A 21853-nucleotide genomic window follows, 5' to 3' on the forward strand; every position below is an offset into this window, starting at 1 on the left:
CCTCTTTTCTGCGCTGCTTCTGGCTTGTCTCGTAATGCGCATAACAGCGCTGATAAACGCATTACACCGGCTCAATGCTCTGGTGATGATTTCCCTCGGCACTTTTCACAAAGATAATGGATATTAAGATCATACGATACAATAGGCATTCCTATATCACGTTCTAATCTATTGGATAAATCATCCAGATGAATATCTGACAGCTTACCACATTTATCACAGATCAGATGATCGTGACGTGTAGGCTTATCGTAACGATCGGGACTGCCGTCAAGAGTTACACGCCTTATCAGTTTCTTATCAACAAGTCTTTTCAGATTGTTATATACTGTAGCCAGTACAATCTTAGGCGCCTTCTCCTTTGCCTGTATAAAGATCTGTTCAGCAGTCAGATGTTCCGCAGATTCATAAATGATCTCCATTATCATCTTTCCGTTTTTGGTCATGTCATCGCCTCTTTTAGAATTATTCTATTTTTAATTATATGCTTTTTACCTTTTTTGTCAACATGTTTTTCAAAAAATATTAGCATAATTTGCCTTTGTATATTAGAAAAAATTCCTTAATATATACAATACAGTTGATTCAGCCCTTTTATAAGGATCAAAAGTTATCTCTTTAATCGGCCAAACAGCCGCTCAGCCATTATTTTCTTTTTTACAATTATAATCCATATCAGTAAAGCCGCTGACATACAGCCTATACATATGACTGACAAAGCTGTAATATAACTGCTCCAACTTAGAGTTGCAAGTGATGCACCCACAGTACCTACGATGTTAAGTATGAAATTAATCATAGCGCTGGCAGCTCCTGCAACGCGAGAATACTGTTCCAGCAAAACGACCATTCCCAACGCACGTATCATTCCTTCAGCTACGATAAACGGCAACGTCGATAAGAGGAACAATATAGGGGCGCGGCCGCCTATCGCCACCAGCAGTATACCTGACATCAATATAAGCCCCAAGCATACTTCACAGGCTCTGCCGGTAGAAAACCGCTTCGTTATTACCATGTAAAGAAATGGCGATATACAGGAAACTCCCGCTCCCAGAGCATATAAAACACCATACTGCATATTGGAAACACCAAAATCAGTAATATAAATATACGAGCAAACTGAAATATATGCCCACATAGGAATGGTAAGTATCGCCATAACTGCGGCAAACATGGCAAAAGGTTTATCTTTAGCTGTGTTCAGTGTTTCTTTGATGGCCGTCAGCGTGCTGTCAGAAACTCTATGTTCTTTAGGCCATGTTTCTCTGGACATCAAAATAAAAACAGAAGGTATCACCGAAACCACGGCTATGAATACAAACATCCATCTCCAGCTGAGACAGCTTATAATTAAAGAACCCACAGAAGGCGCCAGAATAGGACCTATAATAGCTGCTGACTGTAAAACCGTCATCACGCTTTTAAACTTACTTCCGGAGAAAGTATCTTTTATCATTGCAGTTGTCACCGTCAGAATAATACCGTTACCCATACCGGCAAGACCTCTTACTACAATGAGAAACTCAACACTGCCTGCAAAAGTACACAAAAACGTAAAAACAAAACTTAATGTAATTCCCACTGAAAAAACAGGCTTTCTTCCATATTTATCGCTGAAGGGACCTCCGATCAGAGTACCTACAGCAGTAGTGATTATCCCTATAGTCAGTGTTAAATTCAAATAACTCGCCGATACATCAAAAACCTCTTTCAATATAGGCAGCGCCGGAAGATAAATATCTAAAGCCATCCATACTACCGCCGTTAAAATCATAATAGAAACAGAAAACAGCCTTACCCCAAGCTTAGGCTGCTCCATTATTACATCGTTTTTCTTTTTCATATTACCTCCATGATGTATTTCTTTTATTTCTACATTTTTAGTATAACATAAATTTATGATTTTGAAATCCATTGAAAAGGCAAGATATTTCACAAAAAATCTTCCGAAAATTTTTATTTTTCAGAAGGTTTTCAATCTCATCACATAACTTTATTTCAAAAGCATTTCATATGTGAAACGTCCCATACATTTTTTAAGAAGCAGCCATGCCAGAAGAGCACATACTGCTCCAATCCCTAAAAGAATCCATTTATTAAGAAGCAATACCCCTGTAAACTGTCCTGCAATCAGTAGAATAAGGGGGATGATAAGAAATACGGCACTTTGCTGTGACTCTTCCACACTCTGAGCCTTAGCAGATACACGAACTATCAGCGTCACCGCAATCAATGAAACAGCCGGAGAAACGATAAGAAGAATGATCAGCCAGTTTACACTGGGCAAAAGTAAATTTCCCATAAGAAAAAATGTCTCAAACTCAAGCACCAATATCATAGCTAAAAATGAAATCAAAGATACTGTCATGCTCAGTATAAATGATGCCGCAACCTTTGAACGAAAAATCTGCTTTACAGACATAGGACAATAAAGAAGCGTCTCCAGAGTATGTTTCTCTTTTTCTCCTACAAAAGAGCTGGCAGCCATAATGGAAGCTGTCATTATGGGGATTATCAAAAAGAAAACCGGAAGAATAAAGTTTAGAATCATTCCGGCAACCGTAAGTTCCAAACTGTCATATTGAGCCGACTGAGGCAGCAACTCCAAAAGTTTCTGTATATCAGGATCATTTGGATTAAAATAGATCAGAAATACAAACACAGAAGGCAGAATTATAGTAAGTACAAGAGGAACAACTAAAAGCCCCGTAAACAAATGTTTGTTAGTTGTAACACCGCGAAAATCTTTCTTGATGAGAGCCATCATAGAATCTCTCATAATATCTCCTCCTCTCTTGTCGTAAGAGCAAAATAAATATCCTCCAGCGAGGGCCTTTGAGCCGTAACAGAATAAATATCTCCTCCTCCCTCAACAATATTGCGAACAATTTTCGGAATTTCATCATCAGACCGTATAACTGTTTCATATTGATGCGTTCCTATTTCTTGGAGTGATGTTCCTTTTGGCACATTATCAGCATATATTTTTACTGCGGCACCGGGCTTCACCTTTTTCCGCAGTTGATCTAATGTTCCTTCAGCAAGCAATTTTCCCTCCTCGATCAAGCCATATTTGGTGCAGATCTCTTGAGCATACCGAAGCTGATGCGTACATAAGAAAATAGTAACTCCTTCCTGCTTCGCCATATTCCGAATCAGTCTGTTAACATTTTGAGCGCTTTCAGGATCAAGTCCCGAAGTCGGCTCATCTAAAAAAAGTACCTGAGGTCTATGGATCAGAGCCCTTGCCATGGAAAGTCTCTGTCTCATGCCGGTTGAATAAGTAGACAACCTCATGTTACCTGCTTCCTCCAGATTCAGCTGTTCCAGTAAAACTTCTGCACGCTTTAGAGAATCAGTTTTACAGACTCCATAAATAGAAGCGAAAAAAATCAGATTCTGCATACCGGTGAGATTATCATACATCTGAGCATGTTCTGTTACTACACCTGACAAAGCATGAACTTTTTCCGACTTTTCCGCAGGATCAAATCCCATGACACTGCAATTTCCTTCTGAAGGAACAAGCATACCATTCAGCAATTTTACTGTTGTTGTTTTTCCTGCACCATTAGGTCCAAGAAAACCAAATACTTCGCCCCGTTCTAAAGACAGAGAGATCTGTTTAACCGCCTGCTTTCCTCCTGAATAAGTTTTTGAAAGATTTTGTAAAGTTATTGCCTTCATATCATTTCTTCCTTTCACTATCTTTTAATCGTGAAACCATTTCCTGAAAACGAGAATCTGTCCTCAGGCTTTTAAATGCCGGATTTGCTGTGAGCGCCTGTGTCATGCTCCGACGAATCACAGATTCATCTCTGGGCGGATAATTTCCCAGATTCGAAACCTCCCCAAGCCACTCATCAATCATATTAAAAAATATATCGCCATGCAGCCTCAAAGGATAAATATCTCCTGTTGCCAGATCAGTATATTTTTCTAAAAAAAGAAAAGCTCTATCTGATTTTCCCCGGACTGCCCAGCCCTGTGCCATAGCAAGATAACATGGAAGAATTATACCGGGATGTAATTTATCTAAATCAAAAACATCTGAAATTGCCTGAAATCGTTTGCATATCCCGCCAAATATCCCATCATCACTCTGCGACATGTTCATATAAGAAGAAAACAAATTACAAAGAGAAACTATATTCTTATAAATTCCAATCTGCAATATTTTTCCGGATTCCGTAAGATTACCCGTCATCTGATATGCCGCTGCCATCAGCGGTTCATTGCTTCCAAACCCATCCTCATCTTTATCCATAATCTCCAGTGCTTTTTCAGGACATTTAAGAGCCAGCCAGCAATATGCTTCCATTTGAAGAGCCTTTTTGCCAAGGCCGGGATCATCTGTTCCATTTTTCACATGCTGAAAAAATCCTCTTGCTTCTTCCAGAGCCCTCCGAGACTTCTCAATAGTCTCAGCAAGCATAAAATGATTAACCAGCAGAATACCAATATGAAACAAAAACAGATAACAAGAATAATATTTTCTTGCCATCCGGAGGCAATGTTCCAAAACTTCATCAAAGGGTAAATCAGAAAATTCCTTAGTAAATCTGCAATACCATTCTCTGATTTCTTCCTTTGTCATTTGCGGTCTATAGCCCATAAGCTCATCAATACTTATATCAAAATACGCTGCTAAGCGCGGCAGCAAAGCAATATCAGGATATGTCATTTGCGTTTCCCATTTTGAAACCGCAGCCTTAGAAACACCTATATATTCAGCAAGCTCCTCTTGCGTAATCCCCTTTTTATGACGATTCTCAATCAAAATACGTCCAATATTAATCTCTTTCACTATCCTTACCTCTTTCATACATAATAACAGGTCAGAAATCTGAGAACAATGGAGTCTTTTTTGACTTATTTTATAAAAATCAACCACCAGTAAACCATATACACTGCTATTTATCACCAACACATTCAAAACTGGACGAAATCAGAGAAAAAATGATATCATCCGAAATACTTTCATCTAAAAATACAGTGAACCAATGTTTTTTGTTCATATGATAAGCTGGATAAAACCCTTCTTCATCCAGCAAACATTTCACATAATGAGGATCCGCCTTCAAATCTATTATCTCAGCATTCTCATGTTTTGAGAAACCTAACTTGGCTTTATCTACTGTCATAATAAGAGCAAACCACTTATCGTTATCATGTCTTCTGAAAACAGCATAATCAGGATACCTCTCCCATAAAAACTCAGGCTCCGTTTCATGCTTTGACCTGATAAAATCAAGAATTCTCTTTGTCTGTTCTCCTTTGAACATTTCAGTATCAAAACACTTTTGTGATATTTCCAGCAAAAACTTCTCGCAAGCCTCGCGTATCTTTCCGATAAAGCTGCCTTCTGCACTTTTTACACTGACCGGAATATACTCTTCCCGTTCTTCTGTATCTACTACTTTATACTGTACAGACCCATCAGCATATATTGTAATAATCATATTAAATTTATTCCCTATAATAGGTATTTCTTTAATAAATCCAAAATTCGTTTTTTTAAAACCATAATCCAATAGCTTTAATTCATTTATCACCTTGTATTTAAAAATATCATTTATATCGATTATCATCTATTTCATCTTCCTTTTCGCAATATCAGATATAATAAAATCCAAAATTATCGTTCTGTTACCACTGTGAGAAGAACTAAATCCTCGCTTCCTGTATTCATAATACTGTGCTGAGAACCCTTTTTACATATGTGACACGATCCCGCTGTTAAAACCTCATCATTTCCGTCACAAGTTGCAAGCCCTGTGCCGGAAATAACATAATTGATATCATCGCTTGTCTTATGTATATGCAGACCTATAGATCCTCCGGGATGGATACAGCAAAAAATTATCTTCCCCTGTTGATCAGCAAACATTTTAGCAGTTATTTCTCCGTCTCCGCCATTCATTCCTGTGATAGTTCTTCCAACCATTTCATTAAACTCTATAAGCATATCTATTCTCCCTTTTTTATTTTTCCTGATAATATTCAGTTGAAAATGTTGATTGATCTCTTCGTCATTATACTTCATATGTTGCAACATTTCTATATATTATCTCCGCTTCAATGTATATCTGTAAATATAACATTTGCCGCACAAAAAAAGCGTACCGCCATTTCTAATGGTACGCTTTTGATCTTTTAAATTATTTGAATCTATTTCTGTGCAATAGCTGCCTGTGCTGCCGCAAGTCTTGCAATAGGAACTCTGAACGGCGAGCATGATACATAATGAAGACCTATTTCATTACAGAATGCTATAGACTTAGGATCTCCTCCGTGTTCTCCGCATATTCCCAGCTTAATATTAGGTCTCGTTTGCTTTCCGAGATCCACAGCCATTCTTACCAATTTGCCTACACCTACTTGATCTATACTCTGGAACGGATCTTCTTCAAAGATACCCTTGTCTATATATTCCTTGATGATATTACCTGTATCATCTCTTGAGAATCCAAACGTCATTTGAGTGAGATCGTTCGTTCCAAAAGAGAAGAATTCCGCTTCCTGCGCTATCTCATCAGCAGTGAGAGCTGCTCTTGGTATCTCAATCATTGTACCTACCAGATAGTCAAATTTCACGCCTTCCGCTTCCATCACAGATTCTACGGTTTTGACAACTGTAGCCTTGACATCAGCCAGCTCTGACTTAAGGCCAATCAGTGGTATCATAATCTCAGGAACTATATCCAGACCCTTTTCCGCTCTGACTTCTATAGCAGCCCTTATGATAGCTTCTGCCTGCATCTCAGCAATCTCTGGATATGTTACTGCAAGTCTGCAGCCTCTATGCCCAAGCATAGGGTTGAATTCATGAAGTTCTTCTGCCTTTTTTGCCAATTTTTCATATGAAACATTTATCTGCTTTGCCAAATCATGAAGTTCTTCGTCTGTATGAGGAATAAACTCATGAAGCGGCGGATCCAACAGTCTTATAGTCACAGGTCTGTCACCCATAGCTTCGTATATTCCCTTGAAATCACCTTTCTGATACGGAAGGAGGAATTTAAGCGCTTCTCTTCTCTCTGCTTCTGTGTCAGCCATAATCATCCTTCTGATGGCAGGTATTCTCTCTTCTTCAAAGAACATATGCTCTGTTCTGCACAGACCTATACCCTCTGCACCAAACTCCACAGCCTGCTTAGCATCTCTCGGATTGTCGGCATTTGTTCTGATCTTCAGCGTTCTTATCTCATCAGCCCATGACATGATTTTCCCAAAGTCTCCAGAAAGTTCAGGCGGAACAGTCTTTATCTGACCTTTAAGCACATCGCCTGCACTTCCGTTAAGTGATATGTAATCTCCTTCAACAAATGTATACTCACCGATTCCCAGTTTCTTATTATCTTCATCAACCTTAATCTCTGAGCATCCTGACACGCAGCACTTACCCATTCCCCTGGCAACTACCGCAGCATGAGATGTCATTCCGCCTCTTGCTGTAAGTATACCTTCTGCAGCAACCATACCTGCAAGATCTTCAGGTGATGTTTCAAGTCTTACCAATATTACCTTCTCGCCATTGGCTGCAGCTGCTTCTGCATCTGATGCATTGAAGTAAATCTTACCTGTAGCCGCTCCCGGAGATGCCGGAAGTCCCTTTGCAAGTTTTTCCGCCTTAGCCAGCTCTGCTTCATCAAACATAGGGTGCAAGAGCTGATCTATCTGTGCAGGTTCTATTCTCATAATGGCAGTTTCCTTATCTATAAGGCCTTCTGCCTCCATATCAACTGCTATTTTTACAGCCGCAGGAGCTGTCCTCTTCCCGTTTCTTGTCTGAAGCATGTAGAGTTTTTCCCTCTCAACGGTAAACTCCATATCCTGCATATCTTTATAGTGGTTTTCAAGGAGTTCTGCAATCCTCACAAATTCTTTGTATACTTCAGGGAACGCCTGCGCCATTTCAGCGATAGGCTGAGGTGTTCTGATACCCGCAACAACATCTTCTCCCTGAGCGTTAACCAGAAATTCTCCAAACAGCGCCTTCTCACCGTTAGCAGCATTTCTTGTAAATGCAACACCTGTTCCGGACGTATCGCCCATATTTCCGAACACCATAGACTGTACGTTTACTGCAGTACCGATGCTGTCAGGTATTTCATTGAGTTTTCTGTAAAGTATAGCTCTGTCGTTGTTCCATGATCTGAATACCGCCATTATAGCTTCCATCAGCTGATCTTTAGGCTGCTGCGGGAAGTCTCTCCCCATTTCTTCTTTAACAAGAGCCTTATACCCTGATATGATATCCTTAAGATCATCTGTTGTAAGATCTACATCAAACTCACATCCTCTTTCTTCCTTCTTTCCGTCGAATATAGCATCAAACTTTCTTTTGTCGATTTCCATAACTACATCGCCGAACATCTGAATAAATCTTCTGTAGCTGTCATATGCGAAACGAGGGTTTTCAGTAAGTGTTGCCAACCCTTCTACTGTCTCATCATTTAAACCCAGGTTCAAAATAGTATCCATCATTCCAGGCATGGATATCTTAGCTCCGGAACGAACTGAAACCAGCAGCGGATTGCCTACATCGCCGAACTTCTTGCCTGTCACGTTTTCAAGCTCTTCCAGCTTTTCGAAAATGGATTCTACGATATCATCTCCGATAGTCTTTCCTTCTTCATAATATCTGTTGCATGCTTCAGTAGTTACTGTGAATCCGAAAGGTACAGGCAGGCCGATCTTCGTCATCTCTGCCAGATTTGCGCCCTTTCCGCCCAACAAGTCCTTCATGTCCTTTGAGCCTTCATTAAATGAATAAACAAATTTTTTCATTTTTCCTTTTACTCTCCTCGCTTTAATAATTAAAAGACTAATCTTTGTTCTATATATTCTTTGACCTGTTCTACAGGTATGCGAATCTGTTCCATTGTATCTCTGTCTCTTATTGTTACACAACCGTCTGTCTCAGTATCAAAGTCAACACAGATAGAGAATGGGGTTCCTATCTCGTCTTCTCTCCTGTATCTTTTCCCGATAGATCCTGTAACATCATAATCAACAGGAAAATATTTTACAAGTTCTTCATAAATAGGTTCCGCAACAGGAGCCAGTTTCTTTGCCAGAGGCAGTACCGCAGCCTTAAACGGAGCCAGAGCAGGGTGAAGTCTAAGTACTGTTCTCACATCCTCTTTGCCTTTGCTGTCTGTGAGAACCTCCTCGTCATATGCATCTGTAAGGAATGCCAGAGCCACACGATCTGCTCCCAGAGACGGTTCTATACAATATGGCACATATTTTTCATTTGTTTCCGGATCAAGATAGCTCATATCCTGACCTGAATGTTCCATATGCTGCCTAAGATCAAAATCTGTTCTGTCAGCTATGCCCCAAAGCTCTCCCCATCCAAACGGGAATCTGTATTCTATATCTGTAGTAGCATTGCTGTAATGGGAAAGCTCTTCCTCATCGTGGTCTCTGAGCTTTATATTTTCTTCCTTCATTCCCAAAGATTTAAGGAAGTTTACACAATAGTCTTTCCAATAAGCAAACCACTGAAGATCTGTTCCGGGAGCGCAGAAGAATTCGAGCTCCATCTGTTCAAATTCCCTTGTTCTGAAAATAAAATTTCCCGGTGTTATTTCATTTCTGAAAGATTTTCCTACCTGAGCTATTCCAAAAGGCACTTTCTTTCTTGAAGTTCTCTGTACATTTTTGAAGTTTACAAATATTCCCTGCGCAGTTTCAGGTCTGAGAAAAATCTCTGCCTTTGAATCCTCAGTAACACCCTGAAACGTTTTAAACATCAAATTAAACTGTCTGATTCCCGTAAAATCGGCTTTTCCGCATTCAGGACACTTGATGCCTTTTTCTTCGATAAAAGACTGCAGCTTTTCATTTGACCATCCGTCTACAGTGATATCATCCATACCCTGATCTTTCAGCCATCCTTCGATGAGCTGATCTGCCCTGAATCTGGATTTACAGCTCTTACAGTCAATCAGAGGATCTGCGAAACCTCCCACGTGACCTGAAGCCACCCATGTTTGCGGATTCATCAATATTGCTGCATCAAGACCTACATTATATTTTGATTCCTGCACGAATTTTTTCCACCAGGCTTTCTTGATATTATTCTTGAATTCCACTCCCAGCGGACCGTAATCCCATGTATTGGCAAGTCCTCCGTAGATCTCTGAGCCGGGATATATAAATCCTCTGTTCTTTGCAAGGGCTGTAAGCTTCTCCATTGTTACTTCTCTGCTCATGTTTTATTACTTCCTTCTTTTCGTCTTATTTTTCTTCTTCCTGTTTTAAAGATTCTTCTGCCGACTCGCCTTCTGTCTTTGTGTCAGCAGTCGGATCTTCAGCCGTATCAGAAGCACTTTTCTCAACATCTATGCTGTCAACATCTTCATCCTCTGCCTTTATCTCCACATCCGAATCATTTTCCTCAAAACACTCTGAGAAATCAAACTCTTCAGTATCTTTCTTCATGCGACTCATGGCTTCTTCAGCCTTTTCTTTTCCCTTCTGATATATCTGTGAACTTTTTTCCTTCACTTCATCCACGACAGTACTGCTCTTTTCAACTACCGTTCCCATGGCATCAGTGACTGCATCGCTTACATCTATAATAGTCCCGTCATCTTTAATTACTTCTATGGTACACTTAAATCCAAATGCGGCGACTACTGCGACTACAGAAGCTAAAGGGGCTATCACTACTCCTACTATTCCTGCGTTTACGGGAACATTGAGAACTATTTCACCCTCCCTTTTCACCTGTATCTTTGAAACGTTTCCTTTGCTCACAAGTGCTTTGATACTTTCAAACAAGGCTTCTCCTTTTTTCCCGAAACCTCTCTTTTTCTGCCCTGCGTTTATTGTCTCCTCTATAGCTATTATTGCATCTACCACACTGCCGTCAGCCTCTTCCAATGCTGCTTTGGCCTCGGCATATGTTACCCCCGTTCTATCTTTCACCAATTCTATCTTCTCTAATGTGATTTCCATATTTTACCTCCTGTTCATATTTATACTTATATAAGTTTTTCACTTTTCAAATCCGAAGCATCCAGATAATATGCCGCATAATCTCTTATTATCTTCTGCAGCAGCTTACCTGCGTCTTCTTTCAATGCAAGGTTTTCCAGTTTTTTTAACGGATTCGCCGTAAAATACTTCAATATATCTAATATACCAAATTTAACATCATAAATCAATGTATGACGTTCTAAATTTTCAATACTTTGAAGGCAGTCACTACATACTATACCGCCCTCCTTCACACTGAATTTAACCGCAGCTTTCTTCTCTCCGCACACCGCACATCGTTCAAGCTGAGGCATAACTCCTGAATATTTAAAAACTTTCGTTTGATATGCCAGTACAAGTGTTCCGATTCCCTTTTTTCTCATTTCAAGCAAATCAAAAAAATCAATAAGAAGATTAAATATCGCAGGAGCAGGTACCTCTTCCGACAATACCCGTTCGGTAAATTCCAAAACATAAGCTCCGTTCATATATTTATCCACATCTTCTCCTATGCCGTAGTAGCTTTTTAGGACATCTGCGCTGTTTATATTATAACTGTCTCTGTTTTTAAACAGCTCATATCTGCCATAAGTAAAAGGTCTCAAAGCCAGAGAACTTTTATTTTTTCCTCTTTCGGCTATACTGGTCCCTGCACTTATCTTACCGTACTTTTTGGAAAAGAGAAGTATCATGCGCCTTCCATATGAAGTTTTCACTTGTCTGAGCACAATGCCCTCTGTATCCGTAAGCAATGTCCCCACCTACTCCTTATATCCAAAATTGGAAAGTGCGATATCGCTGTCTCTCCAGTTTTCTTTGACTTTTACCCAAAGTTCTAAAAATACTTTCTCTCCCAGCAGAGCTTCTATTTCTTCTCTGGCGCTTTTCCCTATTCCTTTCAGCTTTCTTCCGCCTTTTCCAATTATCATTCCTTTATGAGACTTTTTCTCACAGTATATTACCGCACTGATCTTTGTGATACTGCTTTCTTCTTTAAACTGCTCAATTTCCACGGCAACACCATGAGGGACTTCTTCCTGAAGATACATCAGAATCTTTTCCCTTATGATCTCGCTTACTATAAATCTCTCCGGATGCTCAGTGACCATGTCATCAGGAAAAAACATAGGTCCCTCTTCCATAAAACCCAGAGCGCATTTTATCACATCATGAACATTTATGCCTTCTTTTGCAGAAACGCCGAATATATTTTCAAATATCTCAAGCTGGTCATACTCATTGTATATCTCCTCAAACACATCAGGCTCCATCTTGTCAATTTTATTTATTACCAAAATCTTGGGAGTTGTCACCTCATTAAGCATATCTACTATATATTTGTCTCCCGGCCCTGCCGACAGTCTATCATCCACTATAAAAATAACAGCTTCTACTTCTTTAAAAGTATTGACTGCCGAATCTGTCATATATTTTCCGAGTTTTGTCCTCGGTTTATGGATGCCGGGCGTATCTATGAATACCATCTGAGTATCCTCGTTTATATTATCATCAGCATAATGAGTGTATATACCTCGTATGGCATTTCTCGTAGTCTGAGGCTTATCTGTGGTTATGGCTATTTTCTCACCCAGAATTGCATTAAGCAATGTGGATTTTCCTACATTGGGCCTTCCTACAATACCTACAAAACCTGTCTTCATAAATAATCTCCTGTTCTTTCACATCAGCGCTTTAAGACAAATCCAACAGGGAAAAGCTGACTAAGCTTTCTCACATTTAGATTTTCTCTATCTGTACCTGTAATAATATATAATTCACTTCCGAATTCATACATAAACTGTCTGCATATCCCACAAGGAAAAGATTCCGTACTGCCGGCCGCCACAGCAATGGCGACAAACTCTCTTTCTCCTTCCGATATGGCTTTGACAAAGGCGGTCCTCTCTGCACATATTGCGGCTCCGTAAGACGAATTCTCCACATTCACCCCGGTATATATACTTCCGCTTGAAGTTAAAAGAGCAGCGCCTACTTTAAAGCCGGAAAAGGGAGCATAAGCGTTTTCCGATATCTTTGAGGCAGTATCATATAATAATTTTGCCATTTTACTGCTGATCATTTTTTCTGTATTTTCTTTCACTTCATCTTCCTCTCAAGGCCCAGCTCGGACATGATCTCTTCTTCTCTTTTTCTCATATCCGCCTTTTCCTGTTCATTCATGTGATCATACCCCAGAAGATGCAAAACACTGTGAACAAACAGATACACGAATTCTCTCTCCTCACAGTGACCGTATTCTTCTGCCTGCCTCTTTGCCTGTTCCGTACAAATCACCACATCTCCCAAAAGTATCTCTTCACCATCATGTATCAGGTTGAAATCTTCAATCATAGGAAATGACAGCACGTCTGTATAATTATCTATATTTCTGTACATTTTGTTAAGTCTTTGGATTTCTTCCTGAGATACAAAACTCAGACTGATTTCTGCATTGATCGGAGACAGACCTTCTCCCTCCATACACAATGAAGCGGCTTTTGTAAATATATCCATAATCCTGCTGTTTTTTTCTATTTCGCTGCTGCATAAGATTCTCATATGACTGTTATTCTTCCTCCTTAGGCGGATGAGCTTTGTAATATACATCATAAGCATTGATTATTTTCTTAACAAGCTGATGCCTCACAACGTCCACATCCTTCATATAACAGAAACTGATTTCTTTTACATCTTTAAGAATTCTTGAAGCCTCTATAAGACCTGATTTCTTTCCTCTGGGAAGATCTATCTGAGTAACGTCCCCTGTCACTACTACTTTTGATCCAAAACCCATTCTTGTAAGAAACATTTTCATCTGTTCCGGAGTAGTATTTTGAGCCTCATCCAATATTATAAATGAATTATCCAGAGTTCTTCCTCTCATATAAGCAAGAGGAACCACTTCTATCACTTCTTTTTCCTTCAGTCTCAGAGCACTTTCTCTTCCCAGCACATCATACAGAGCATCATATAGAGGTCTCAAATATGGATCCACCTTTTCCTGAAGATCTCCCGGAAGAAACCCCAGACGCTCTCCCGCTTCAACGGCAGGTCTTGCAAGTATTATCTTCTGCACTTCCTTATTCTTAAAAGCGTTTACTGCCATAGCTACAGCGATGTACGTCTTACCCGTTCCCGCAGGACCTATCCCAAATACGATATCTTTTTTCCTTATGCAGTCAACATAGACCTTCTGTCCTATGGTCTTGGGTCTTAACGGTTTTCCTTCATGAGTAAAACAGATTATATCTCCGCCGACGTTCTCCTTTTTATATGAGATTCCGTTATGACTCAGATCTGCAATATAGTTTATCTTCTGCTCGTCCAACTTTTCTCCTCTTTCCAAAACACCCATCATCTCTCTGATTATCTTTTCTGCTTGAGATGTATTGGCGCCCTTTAATATCAACTTATTGTCTCTTTGTATTATATCTACATTCAAATTGTCTTCTATCAATTTGAGATTCTTGTCAAGCCCGCCAAAAAGCTCTCCCCTGTCTATGGTATCGCTTATATCGACATTCACCATATCAGCTTTTTTTCCTTTGTGATCTTCCAAATAAATTCTCCTTTTGACATAAAATCCTTATTCCGTAATATTACACATTCTTATTATATTTTCTTACAGAGGAAAATTCAAACTATTTATTCCTCTAACTGATTTTCTTCTGTTTTTTCTTCTTCTTTAACCTTTATTATTTTTTCTGCTCCTATTTCTTCCAGCACTTCCAAAAGAACATCTGCCTTTATAACACCCTGACTTTCTGAATAATCTATATTCTGTGTCAAAATTTCTTCGCCTTCTTTCAGATTATCTTTCTGGTACTGCCTCACAGCAGCTTCCACTACTTCTTTAACCTTATTCATATCACGATGCCGCTCTTTTATTTCAACTTCTTGTATTTTAATAAGTGATATCTTTACAGGCAGAGGTTTCACAATATCAAGGATTTTTATTTCTTCTCTTTCCGAGACTTCATATTTATTTAACCCTGCTGCTGTATCTACCTCTGCATCACCGAATTTTATATATATACCGGGAATAAATTTCCCTGTTTTCTCTTTTCTTCTCTGATTTTTCTCAACATAATATGTGAGTCTGAGAGGAGCTTTAGCATATACCTGTCCTGATGCATGACTGTACATTGTAAAAATATCATCTCCCCTGCTGTAATCACTGCTCTGATATTCAAAAGCTCCACTTATAAGAACATCTCCTTTATTGACATATTCTCCTTTCTGAACACATGCATTGCCTTTCAGCGGAAGAATTTTCTCTATCATACCTGCCCGGTCTGCTACGATATCTACAGGAGTCTCATCTTCCACTTCAGCTTCTTCCTGTTTAGACGCCTCTGAAATATCGACTTCCACAAGTCGGCCATCTTCATATACACTTACCCATGTTATCTGCCCGAATTCTCTGTACAAGGCCTCTTTGATATGATTATAATCCTCAGACTTTCTGGCTCCCTCATAAAGGCCTGCATCAGCAATGACTTTCCGTAAGCTTTCCTCGCTTATACTTCTGTAACCGTCTATTCTTATTTCAGCAACAAACAGACTCTGATAAAAAATAAAAGCACCCAGTAAAAAGGCGCCTACAATTGCTGTTATATTGGCTTTCATGCTTTTGAAAAGTGGAATAACTCCGCCCTCTTTTAAAACAGTCACTTTATATGAATGTCCCGCCGTTTTTTTTAGCCCCTGAAAATCCTCCCCCTTTATCTCAACGGTAGATTCCAGGGGATCTTTCCACTTTAGGTTTCTCATAGGGATCCCGTTTTTCATGCACTTGTTGACAATACCATTTAGGTCAGTACCTTCAACCTTTATCTTCTTGTAATGACGCAAAAAACCGAATTTCTTCAACTTCACCTGACACCAGCATCCTTCCCTCTTTAAGTTCAGTTATGACAAACCCATCCCCTGTGACAGAAGTATACTTCTGTCCGTTAAAAACGACTATCTGACTGTCGGTCAGCAGCATCACTTTCTTAACATTGTCCAGTACAGTGGTTTTTCCTGTTACCAGAACCCTCGGCATATTCAGCGCAAAGTCAAACAGCAGCTCTTCCTTGATGGACATGGCATCTCCTTGATTTCGTATTTGCTAACACTCATATAGCATGATAAATTATATTCAGTTTTTAAAGAAATATCACATTCAATATTTTCTCTGCCGTCTTTATTCCATCGACTGCAGCAGACATTATGCCTCCTGCATATCCCGGCCCTTCACCGGCAGGAAAAATACCTTTTATATCAGACTGATGATCACTGTCTCTCAATATCCTCACAGGTGACGAACTTCTGGTTTCCACCGCTGTCAAAACAGCTTCATCACTGTCAAAGCCCAAAAGTTTTTTTCCGAAAAACGGCATGGCTTCTATTATCGATTCAGCAGCAAATTCCGGAATACTTTTTCTTACTGCATCATTATTATTTTCACGAAAATTTTTGTACTTAGTCTTAGGAAGATTTCCCTTTCCGTTTTCATATGCAAGTCTCTCATATTTTCTCTGAAACTCGACTCCCGCCAGAGGATGCTCCGATGGAAAATCTTCTCTCAATACATCCACAAGAAGCCCGCTGTTTGCATATATGCCCTTTCTGTCACTGTTGCTCATTCCGTTTGTCACGGCAGTATGTCTTTCAGATGCCGCATTTATCACTGATCCGCCGGGACACATACAAAAAGTGTACACCCCTCTGCCGTTTTGACATCTGTGATTCAGCTTATAATCTGCTGCTCCCAGCGTTTCTGCCAATACTGCACTTCCGTACTGAGCTCTGTCTATATCCTTCTGAAGATGTTCTATCCTCACCCCTATGGAAAAAGGCTTCTGCTCCATTTTAAAACCTTCACGGAAAAGCATCTCGAATGTATCTCTGGCACTGTGGCCTATGGCGAGAACAAGGCTGTCTGTTTCCAGTTCAATGATTCCCGCTCCACGCTGCAAAAGCTTCACACCTTTAATCCGTCTTCCTTCGGCGCTTTCCTCTGTTATGATACCATCAAGCCTTGTATCAAAAAAAATATTGCCACCCAGAGACTCTATTTTATGTCTTATGTTCTTAACAATATCTCTCAGCTTGTCCGTTCCTATATGAGGTTTCTGCTTGTAAAGTATTTCCTCATGGGCTCCTGCCTCTGTAAATTCCTTCAAAACCTTAGATATCCTAATATCTTTTATTCCTGTAGTCAGTTTGCCGTCAGAAAACGTTCCCGCGCCTCCTTCTCCAAACTGAACATTTGATTCAGGATCCAAAACGCCTTCACTCCAGAATTTTTCAACAGACTTTACTCTCTCATCCACCGATTGTCCCCGCTCTATCACCACAGGCCTTTTTCCCGCCTCGGCCAGTATGAGAGCGGTAAACATTCCACACGGTCCAAAGCCTGCTATAACAGGTCTTTTGTCGTAATCCCACGGTCCTGTCTTTTTTGCCATACTGTCATAATCTCTGTTTGAAGGACTCTCAAGACTAAGCTTTTCCCTGCACGAAAAATCAACGGTGTACACCAGCCTGATATCGTGCTTCTTTCTGGCATCTACCGATTCCTTTACAATCTGCATGTCGTATATTTTAAGCTTTGGCTTTCTCAGCTTTTTTCTTATTGCCTTTGGGATATCGTCCCTGCTCTGACCTACGTTAAGCTTTATCTGGTTTATTCTGTATCTCATTTCAACCTTCCATTCAAAGTTTCAGCGGCTCTTATTGCTGTCTCCCACGCATTCTGCAGATTATATCCTCCACACGGTCCTGAACATTTATAATCTCTCCGGCAAAAAACAGCCCCTTTACTATCTTTGATTCCATGGAATCCATATATATCTCATTAAGGCATACGCCTCCCGCTGTACATTGGGCATTTTTCCAGCCTTTGACTCCTTTGACGGGAATCCTCCATCTTTTTATATTATCAAGGCTCACACAAGATGCCAGTTTATCCGATAATATCCCAAACGATCCTGATCTTTTCTCCAACTGTTTCTGTGTAAAATCAGGCGCCAAATCAAGCTCCAGCACATACCGCTTTAAAGCGGTATGAAACTGCTCTCCCTCATCAGCTTTTATATAAGGTGTAATATTAAATACACATATACCTGAAATCCCATCTTCGGTAAACTGTATTTCTCCTGTCTGTCTGCAGATCATATCCCCATCCTTATAAAGGCTAACTGTACCTCTGGCTCTTACACCTTTAATCGTCCTGAAATCTCCACACTGTATCGGCGCTAATATCGGATATACTTTTTCTATACTATGTCCCAATGACTTAGCAATGGAATATCCGTCACCCGTAGTTCCGAACTGGGGAGCTGCTTTTCCTCCCATAGCCATAATCACATTATCCGCCAATACACATTTCCCTTTTTCGTAAGAAACAAAAAAATAGCCCTTACTGCATGAGATCCCGTCGACACAAATATCCGTTATGAGATCCGCCCCTTTCCCTTTGATTGCTCCGAGCAATATTTTAACCACATCAGGAGCATGATTTGAATAGGGAAAATATCTGCCCTCATTATCACTGTAGGTTTCAAGTCCCAGCGATTTAAAAAAATCCAGGGTCAGATCTTTGCCCTCACAGGCGGCGTTAGTAATATTACATCGTCCTCCTCCTGTCGCCATGATCTTTTTCCCCGGAATCTCGTTCTTTTCCAGCATACAAATACTTATACTGTTATTTAAAGAGGCAGCGGCAGCCAAACCGGCAGCCCCACCCCCTATAATACATACATCATATTTTTTCATCTGTCCGCGCCTCTCCTGATCCTCCGTCAGTTTCAGATTCGGCAGCTTCTCTCATTTTAAGCCGTTCTGTAACTTTTTCGGGAGTCTCGTCTTCATCGGTGATCTTAATAGGTTCACGCTTTCTTTTATATATTTTTACATATGATTTCTTTTCATGAGGCATATGAATACCCAGCTCTATGATATTGACTCCTTGCATTACCATAAACATTCCCAGAAGCACTGCTGTAGTCATCCACATCACCAGAGGATTTATGAAGCCGAAAATTCCCACCAATACAGTAAGTACTCCTGTCGCCATAGTTACTCTGAAGTTACTGCGTTTCTTCTCTTTATTGATATGTGTAGCTGCTTCCACACGAAGAATTCCCGATACAAGCATCCACATTCCAAATACCATGGGAATCGCCGTATCAGCCACCAGCTGATTGCACAATACGAGTATCCCAAGAAGAAGTGTTATCAACGCGTCAGTCAGTATCCAACCATTGTTGTCTCCCTTGTTGTAAAGACCTCTTCCGATAAAATAAGCAAGCGCATGTATAAGGCCGTTTAAAACCATAACCAATCCAACGATGAAAGCCAGAGACAGAAAAGTCTGTCCGGGATTCATAAAACAAAACGCTCCCGTCAATACCATAAGGATACCGCTTAATATTGTCCAGATTCTCATATGTTACTTACTCCTTTACCAAATGTCATCAAATTCTTTCGTCTGGAAGCCGTCTTTTTCAGATTTTTTCTCGATCTTATTCTTTTCTGTCAGCTTAAAAACAAAAAACAGAGCTCCTGCAGCCAACAAAACTATTCTCATAATCCTGTTTATCTTTGCAAACATAATCGCTACCTCTCTTACTAACTTAGTCCAATACTTTTTTTAATTATAACACAAATCTCCTTTCAAGAAAAAGAAGATTATGTGTTTTCCCATAATTATCCTTTGCGTTCATTCTTTCTCCCATCATACTAATAAAAACTGTAGATTTATGATGGATACATGATATAATTATTCAGAAAATATATAAACATTGAAAATGGAGGATAGAAGAAGTGTATATTACAAAAAAAGCAGACTTATCCGAAAAAAAACGCGGTATGATAGTCTGGGGCTATATAATAGGTATTATGGGCGTCATAAATCTGGCAATGGCGTTTTCAGATCCTCAGGCACGGAAGACTATACCTGTATCGATAGCCTTCATCGTTATCGGAGCATTCATGATATTGCGAGGCAGGAAAAATAATAATGAAAGAGTCAAATTAATCAATCTGGCAAAAGAGCTCAATATCTTTTTTCTCAACGAAGAAAATTATTCGATACCTCTTGCTAAAGTTGCCTCAGCTATATCAATGTCCAGAGATGAAGCCAGAGATGTACTGAAAGAACTCATAAATCAGGAATATATTACTAATCTTTATATAGATAATCTTAACAGTCAGGTAATATTGACCGCAAGCAAAACTGCTCAGGGCCATCCACATTTACAGGCCATCAGTGTCACATGCCCGAACTGCGGCGCTTCCTGCACTGTGATACAGGGGCAGAAAAACAAATGTGAATACTGCGGAACAATACTTGTATAATTTTTAGAGGAAGATATTTCGGTATCATCGTCCAATGGCAAAATATACACGGTATCACAATAATTCATATGGGAATTTCATCTGTACTGCCGATATATGGGAGACTGAAAACAGTAAAGAAATCATCTAACTTCAGAAATAAAAATTTAAAAATAACAGGATATGCCGATACCATAAATGCATATCCTGTTATTTTATCAAACGTGCTGCTTTCTCCTTTTTTTGATCATAATAACATTAAATAATCCAAAACATAAAGGAAACAAACTCATGGACAGAATCATACTTCACTGCGATATGAACGGGTTTTATGCATCTGTCGAACTTATCGACAAACCGCATTTAAAAAACAAACCCATGGCGGTATGCGGAAACCCTGAAAACCGCCATGGAATCATACTGGCAAAAAATGAAATAGCAAAAAAATACGGAATCATGACAGCGGAAACCCTGTGGCAGGCGAGAAAAAAATGCCCCGCCCTTCAGGTGGTCCCTCCTAATCACAATAAATACAGGCATTACAGTAAACTGATAAACAAAATATATCTCAAATATACCGATATGGTTGAGCCTTTTAGTATAGACGAATCCTGGCTGGATGTAACAGGAAGTACCAATCTGTTCGGAAGCGGCAGTCATATAGCCGATACCATCAGATCCACCGTGAAAGAACAACTCGGTCTTACCCTTTCAGCAGGAGTTTCTTTCAATAAAATCTTTGCAAAAATGGGAAGTAATTATAAAAAACCCGACGCTACTACAGTAATAACAAGAGAAAATTTCAGGAATATCCTCTGGCCCATGAATGTCAGGGCTATGTTCTTTGTCGGAAAGGCCACAGCTAAGAAACTCCATGAGTTCGGAATAAATACCATTGGACAACTGGCCATGTCAGACAAAAGCATGATATCAGATATATTAGGCAAGCAGGGCAGTGTAATACACGATTATGCCAATGGGCGTGACACTACTCCCGTACTGCATTACAATCAGCTGGAACAGATAAAATCCATCGGCAACGGAACTACTTTCAGAAGAAACCTTCAAGGTATGGAAGATATAAGAGTTGCCGTTATGGGTCTTGCCGATACTGTAGCCACACGCCTCAGAAAACATAAAATGAAAGCATTCGGAGTAAAAGTAGATATCAAAGATCCCAGCCTTAAAATCATTTCAAGACAGCAGCAGCTCAACAATCCGACGAACCTTACAGAAATCATATCAGACTGCGCTGTATCTATAATAAAAAAATCATGGAGACTGAGAGACCCCATCAGAATGCTGACCATAACAGCCATCAATCTTTGTGATGAAAACCAGGCCCAGCAGCTTTCCCTGTTTTCCGATGAAAATATAAACGTAGAAAAGAGCGAAAAAGCAGAGAGGGCGATGGACAGCATACGGGAAAAATTCGGATCGGGAGCCATCAATTTCGGATCAATCATCAACAATGACATAGGCCTGGATGTAAGCACCCTTCCTGATAAAGACACTAACGATTAGCAAA

Annotated in this window: 23 protein-coding genes; 2 read left to right on the top strand and 21 right to left on the bottom strand. The window is 39.8% G+C overall.

What is annotated here, in order from left to right; genetic code table 11:
- Positions 1-71: 71 nt before the first annotated feature.
- From ACLR96_RS00435 to ACLR96_RS00535, 21 genes are all read right to left on the bottom strand, one after another.
- Complete coding sequence (locus tag ACLR96_RS00435; RefSeq protein ID WP_177267850.1) at positions 72-446, bottom strand: Fur family transcriptional regulator; 375 nt, start codon at positions 444-446, stop codon at positions 72-74.
- Positions 447-610: 164 nt separating this feature from the next.
- Positions 611-1846, bottom strand: a complete 1236-nt coding sequence (locus ACLR96_RS00440; RefSeq protein WP_177267851.1) for an MFS transporter — start codon at positions 1844-1846, stop codon at positions 611-613.
- 150 nt (positions 1847-1996) lie between these two features.
- A complete protein-coding gene (locus ACLR96_RS00445) occupies positions 1997-2782 on the bottom strand; it encodes an ABC transporter permease (RefSeq protein ID WP_177267852.1) in 786 nt (261 codons plus the stop codon).
- A complete protein-coding gene (locus ACLR96_RS00450) occupies positions 2779-3690 on the bottom strand; it encodes an ATP-binding cassette domain-containing protein (protein WP_177267853.1) in 912 nt (303 codons plus the stop codon). Before ACLR96_RS00450 ends, ACLR96_RS00445 begins: the two co-directional genes overlap by 4 nt.
- A gap of 1 nt (position 3691) precedes the next feature.
- Positions 3692-4810: a helix-turn-helix domain-containing protein gene (locus tag ACLR96_RS00455; RefSeq protein ID WP_177267854.1), complete on the bottom strand. Its 1119-nt coding sequence runs from the start codon at positions 4808-4810 to the stop codon at positions 3692-3694.
- Positions 4811-4916: 106 nt separating this feature from the next.
- The gene (locus ACLR96_RS00460; protein ID WP_177267855.1) at positions 4917-5594 is read right to left on the bottom strand and encodes an MmcQ/YjbR family DNA-binding protein; all 678 of its coding nucleotides are present in this window, start codon (positions 5592-5594) and stop codon (positions 4917-4919) included.
- A gap of 47 nt (positions 5595-5641) precedes the next feature.
- Positions 5642-6061, bottom strand: coding sequence for a cupin domain-containing protein (locus tag ACLR96_RS00465; protein WP_412265063.1), 420 nt, complete (start codon positions 6059-6061; stop codon positions 5642-5644).
- 113 nt (positions 6062-6174) lie between these two features.
- Complete coding sequence (gene ppdK, locus ACLR96_RS00470; protein ID WP_177267858.1) at positions 6175-8796, bottom strand: pyruvate, phosphate dikinase; 2622 nt, start codon at positions 8794-8796, stop codon at positions 6175-6177.
- A gap of 29 nt (positions 8797-8825) precedes the next feature.
- A complete protein-coding gene (locus ACLR96_RS00475) occupies positions 8826-10229 on the bottom strand; it encodes a glycine--tRNA ligase (protein WP_177267860.1) in 1404 nt (467 codons plus the stop codon).
- A gap of 25 nt (positions 10230-10254) precedes the next feature.
- Positions 10255-10977: a DUF4342 domain-containing protein gene (locus ACLR96_RS00480; protein ID WP_177267862.1), complete on the bottom strand. Its 723-nt coding sequence runs from the start codon at positions 10975-10977 to the stop codon at positions 10255-10257.
- Positions 10978-11003: 26 nt separating this feature from the next.
- A complete protein-coding gene (gene recO, locus ACLR96_RS00485; RefSeq protein WP_177267865.1) occupies positions 11004-11750 on the bottom strand; it encodes a DNA repair protein RecO in 747 nt (248 codons plus the stop codon).
- Between the two features lie 9 nt (positions 11751-11759).
- A complete protein-coding gene (era, locus tag ACLR96_RS00490; RefSeq protein WP_177267867.1) occupies positions 11760-12659 on the bottom strand; it encodes a GTPase Era in 900 nt (299 codons plus the stop codon).
- 23 nt (positions 12660-12682) lie between these two features.
- On the bottom strand, positions 12683-13063 hold the full coding sequence (gene cdd, locus ACLR96_RS00495; protein WP_412265069.1) for a cytidine deaminase: 381 nt from the start codon (positions 13061-13063) through the stop codon (positions 12683-12685).
- Positions 13064-13095: 32 nt separating this feature from the next.
- Positions 13096-13557 carry an rRNA maturation RNase YbeY gene (gene ybeY, locus ACLR96_RS00500; RefSeq protein ID WP_177267869.1) on the bottom strand — a complete coding sequence of 154 codons (462 nt, stop codon included), beginning with the start codon at positions 13555-13557 and terminating at the stop codon, positions 13096-13098.
- A gap of 7 nt (positions 13558-13564) precedes the next feature.
- Positions 13565-14527 (bottom strand): PhoH family protein, encoded by a 963-nt coding sequence (locus ACLR96_RS00505; protein ID WP_177268017.1) that lies wholly within the window; start codon positions 14525-14527, stop codon positions 13565-13567.
- A 116-nt stretch (positions 14528-14643) separates the two neighbouring features.
- Positions 14644-15876, bottom strand: a complete 1233-nt coding sequence (locus tag ACLR96_RS00510) for a sporulation protein YqfD (RefSeq protein ID WP_177267871.1) — start codon at positions 15874-15876, stop codon at positions 14644-14646.
- Positions 15824-16087, bottom strand: coding sequence for a YabP/YqfC family sporulation protein (locus tag ACLR96_RS00515; protein WP_177267873.1), 264 nt, complete (start codon positions 16085-16087; stop codon positions 15824-15826). Before ACLR96_RS00515 ends, ACLR96_RS00510 begins: the two co-directional genes overlap by 53 nt.
- A 61-nt stretch (positions 16088-16148) precedes the next feature.
- Positions 16149-17687, bottom strand: coding sequence for an NAD(P)/FAD-dependent oxidoreductase (locus tag ACLR96_RS00520; protein WP_412265064.1), 1539 nt, complete (start codon positions 17685-17687; stop codon positions 16149-16151).
- A 31-nt stretch (positions 17688-17718) separates the two neighbouring features.
- Positions 17719-18762 (bottom strand): NAD(P)/FAD-dependent oxidoreductase, encoded by a 1044-nt coding sequence (locus ACLR96_RS00525; protein ID WP_412265065.1) that lies wholly within the window; start codon positions 18760-18762, stop codon positions 17719-17721.
- Entirely contained in the window at positions 18749-19435 is a 687-nt protein-coding gene (locus tag ACLR96_RS00530) for an HdeD family acid-resistance protein (protein ID WP_177267879.1), read from the bottom strand. Before ACLR96_RS00530 ends, ACLR96_RS00525 begins: the two co-directional genes overlap by 14 nt.
- A 15-nt stretch (positions 19436-19450) precedes the next feature.
- Positions 19451-19600, bottom strand: coding sequence for a hypothetical protein (locus ACLR96_RS00535; protein WP_177267881.1), 150 nt, complete (start codon positions 19598-19600; stop codon positions 19451-19453).
- 212 nt (positions 19601-19812) lie between these two features.
- Between ACLR96_RS00535 and ACLR96_RS00540 the strand changes: the two genes are divergently transcribed.
- Positions 19813-20346 carry a hypothetical protein gene (locus tag ACLR96_RS00540; protein WP_177267883.1) on the top strand — a complete coding sequence of 178 codons (534 nt, stop codon included), beginning with the start codon at positions 19813-19815 and terminating at the stop codon, positions 20344-20346.
- Between the two features lie 270 nt (positions 20347-20616).
- The gene (gene dinB, locus ACLR96_RS00545) at positions 20617-21849 is read left to right on the top strand and encodes a DNA polymerase IV (RefSeq protein WP_177267885.1); all 1233 of its coding nucleotides are present in this window, start codon (positions 20617-20619) and stop codon (positions 21847-21849) included.
- Positions 21850-21853: the final 4 nt, after the last annotated feature.

It is taken from the genome of Lentihominibacter sp. (genome assembly GCF_046951855.1).
GTDB classification, from domain to species: domain Bacteria; phylum Bacillota; class Clostridia; order Peptostreptococcales; family Anaerovoracaceae; genus Lentihominibacter; species Lentihominibacter hominis.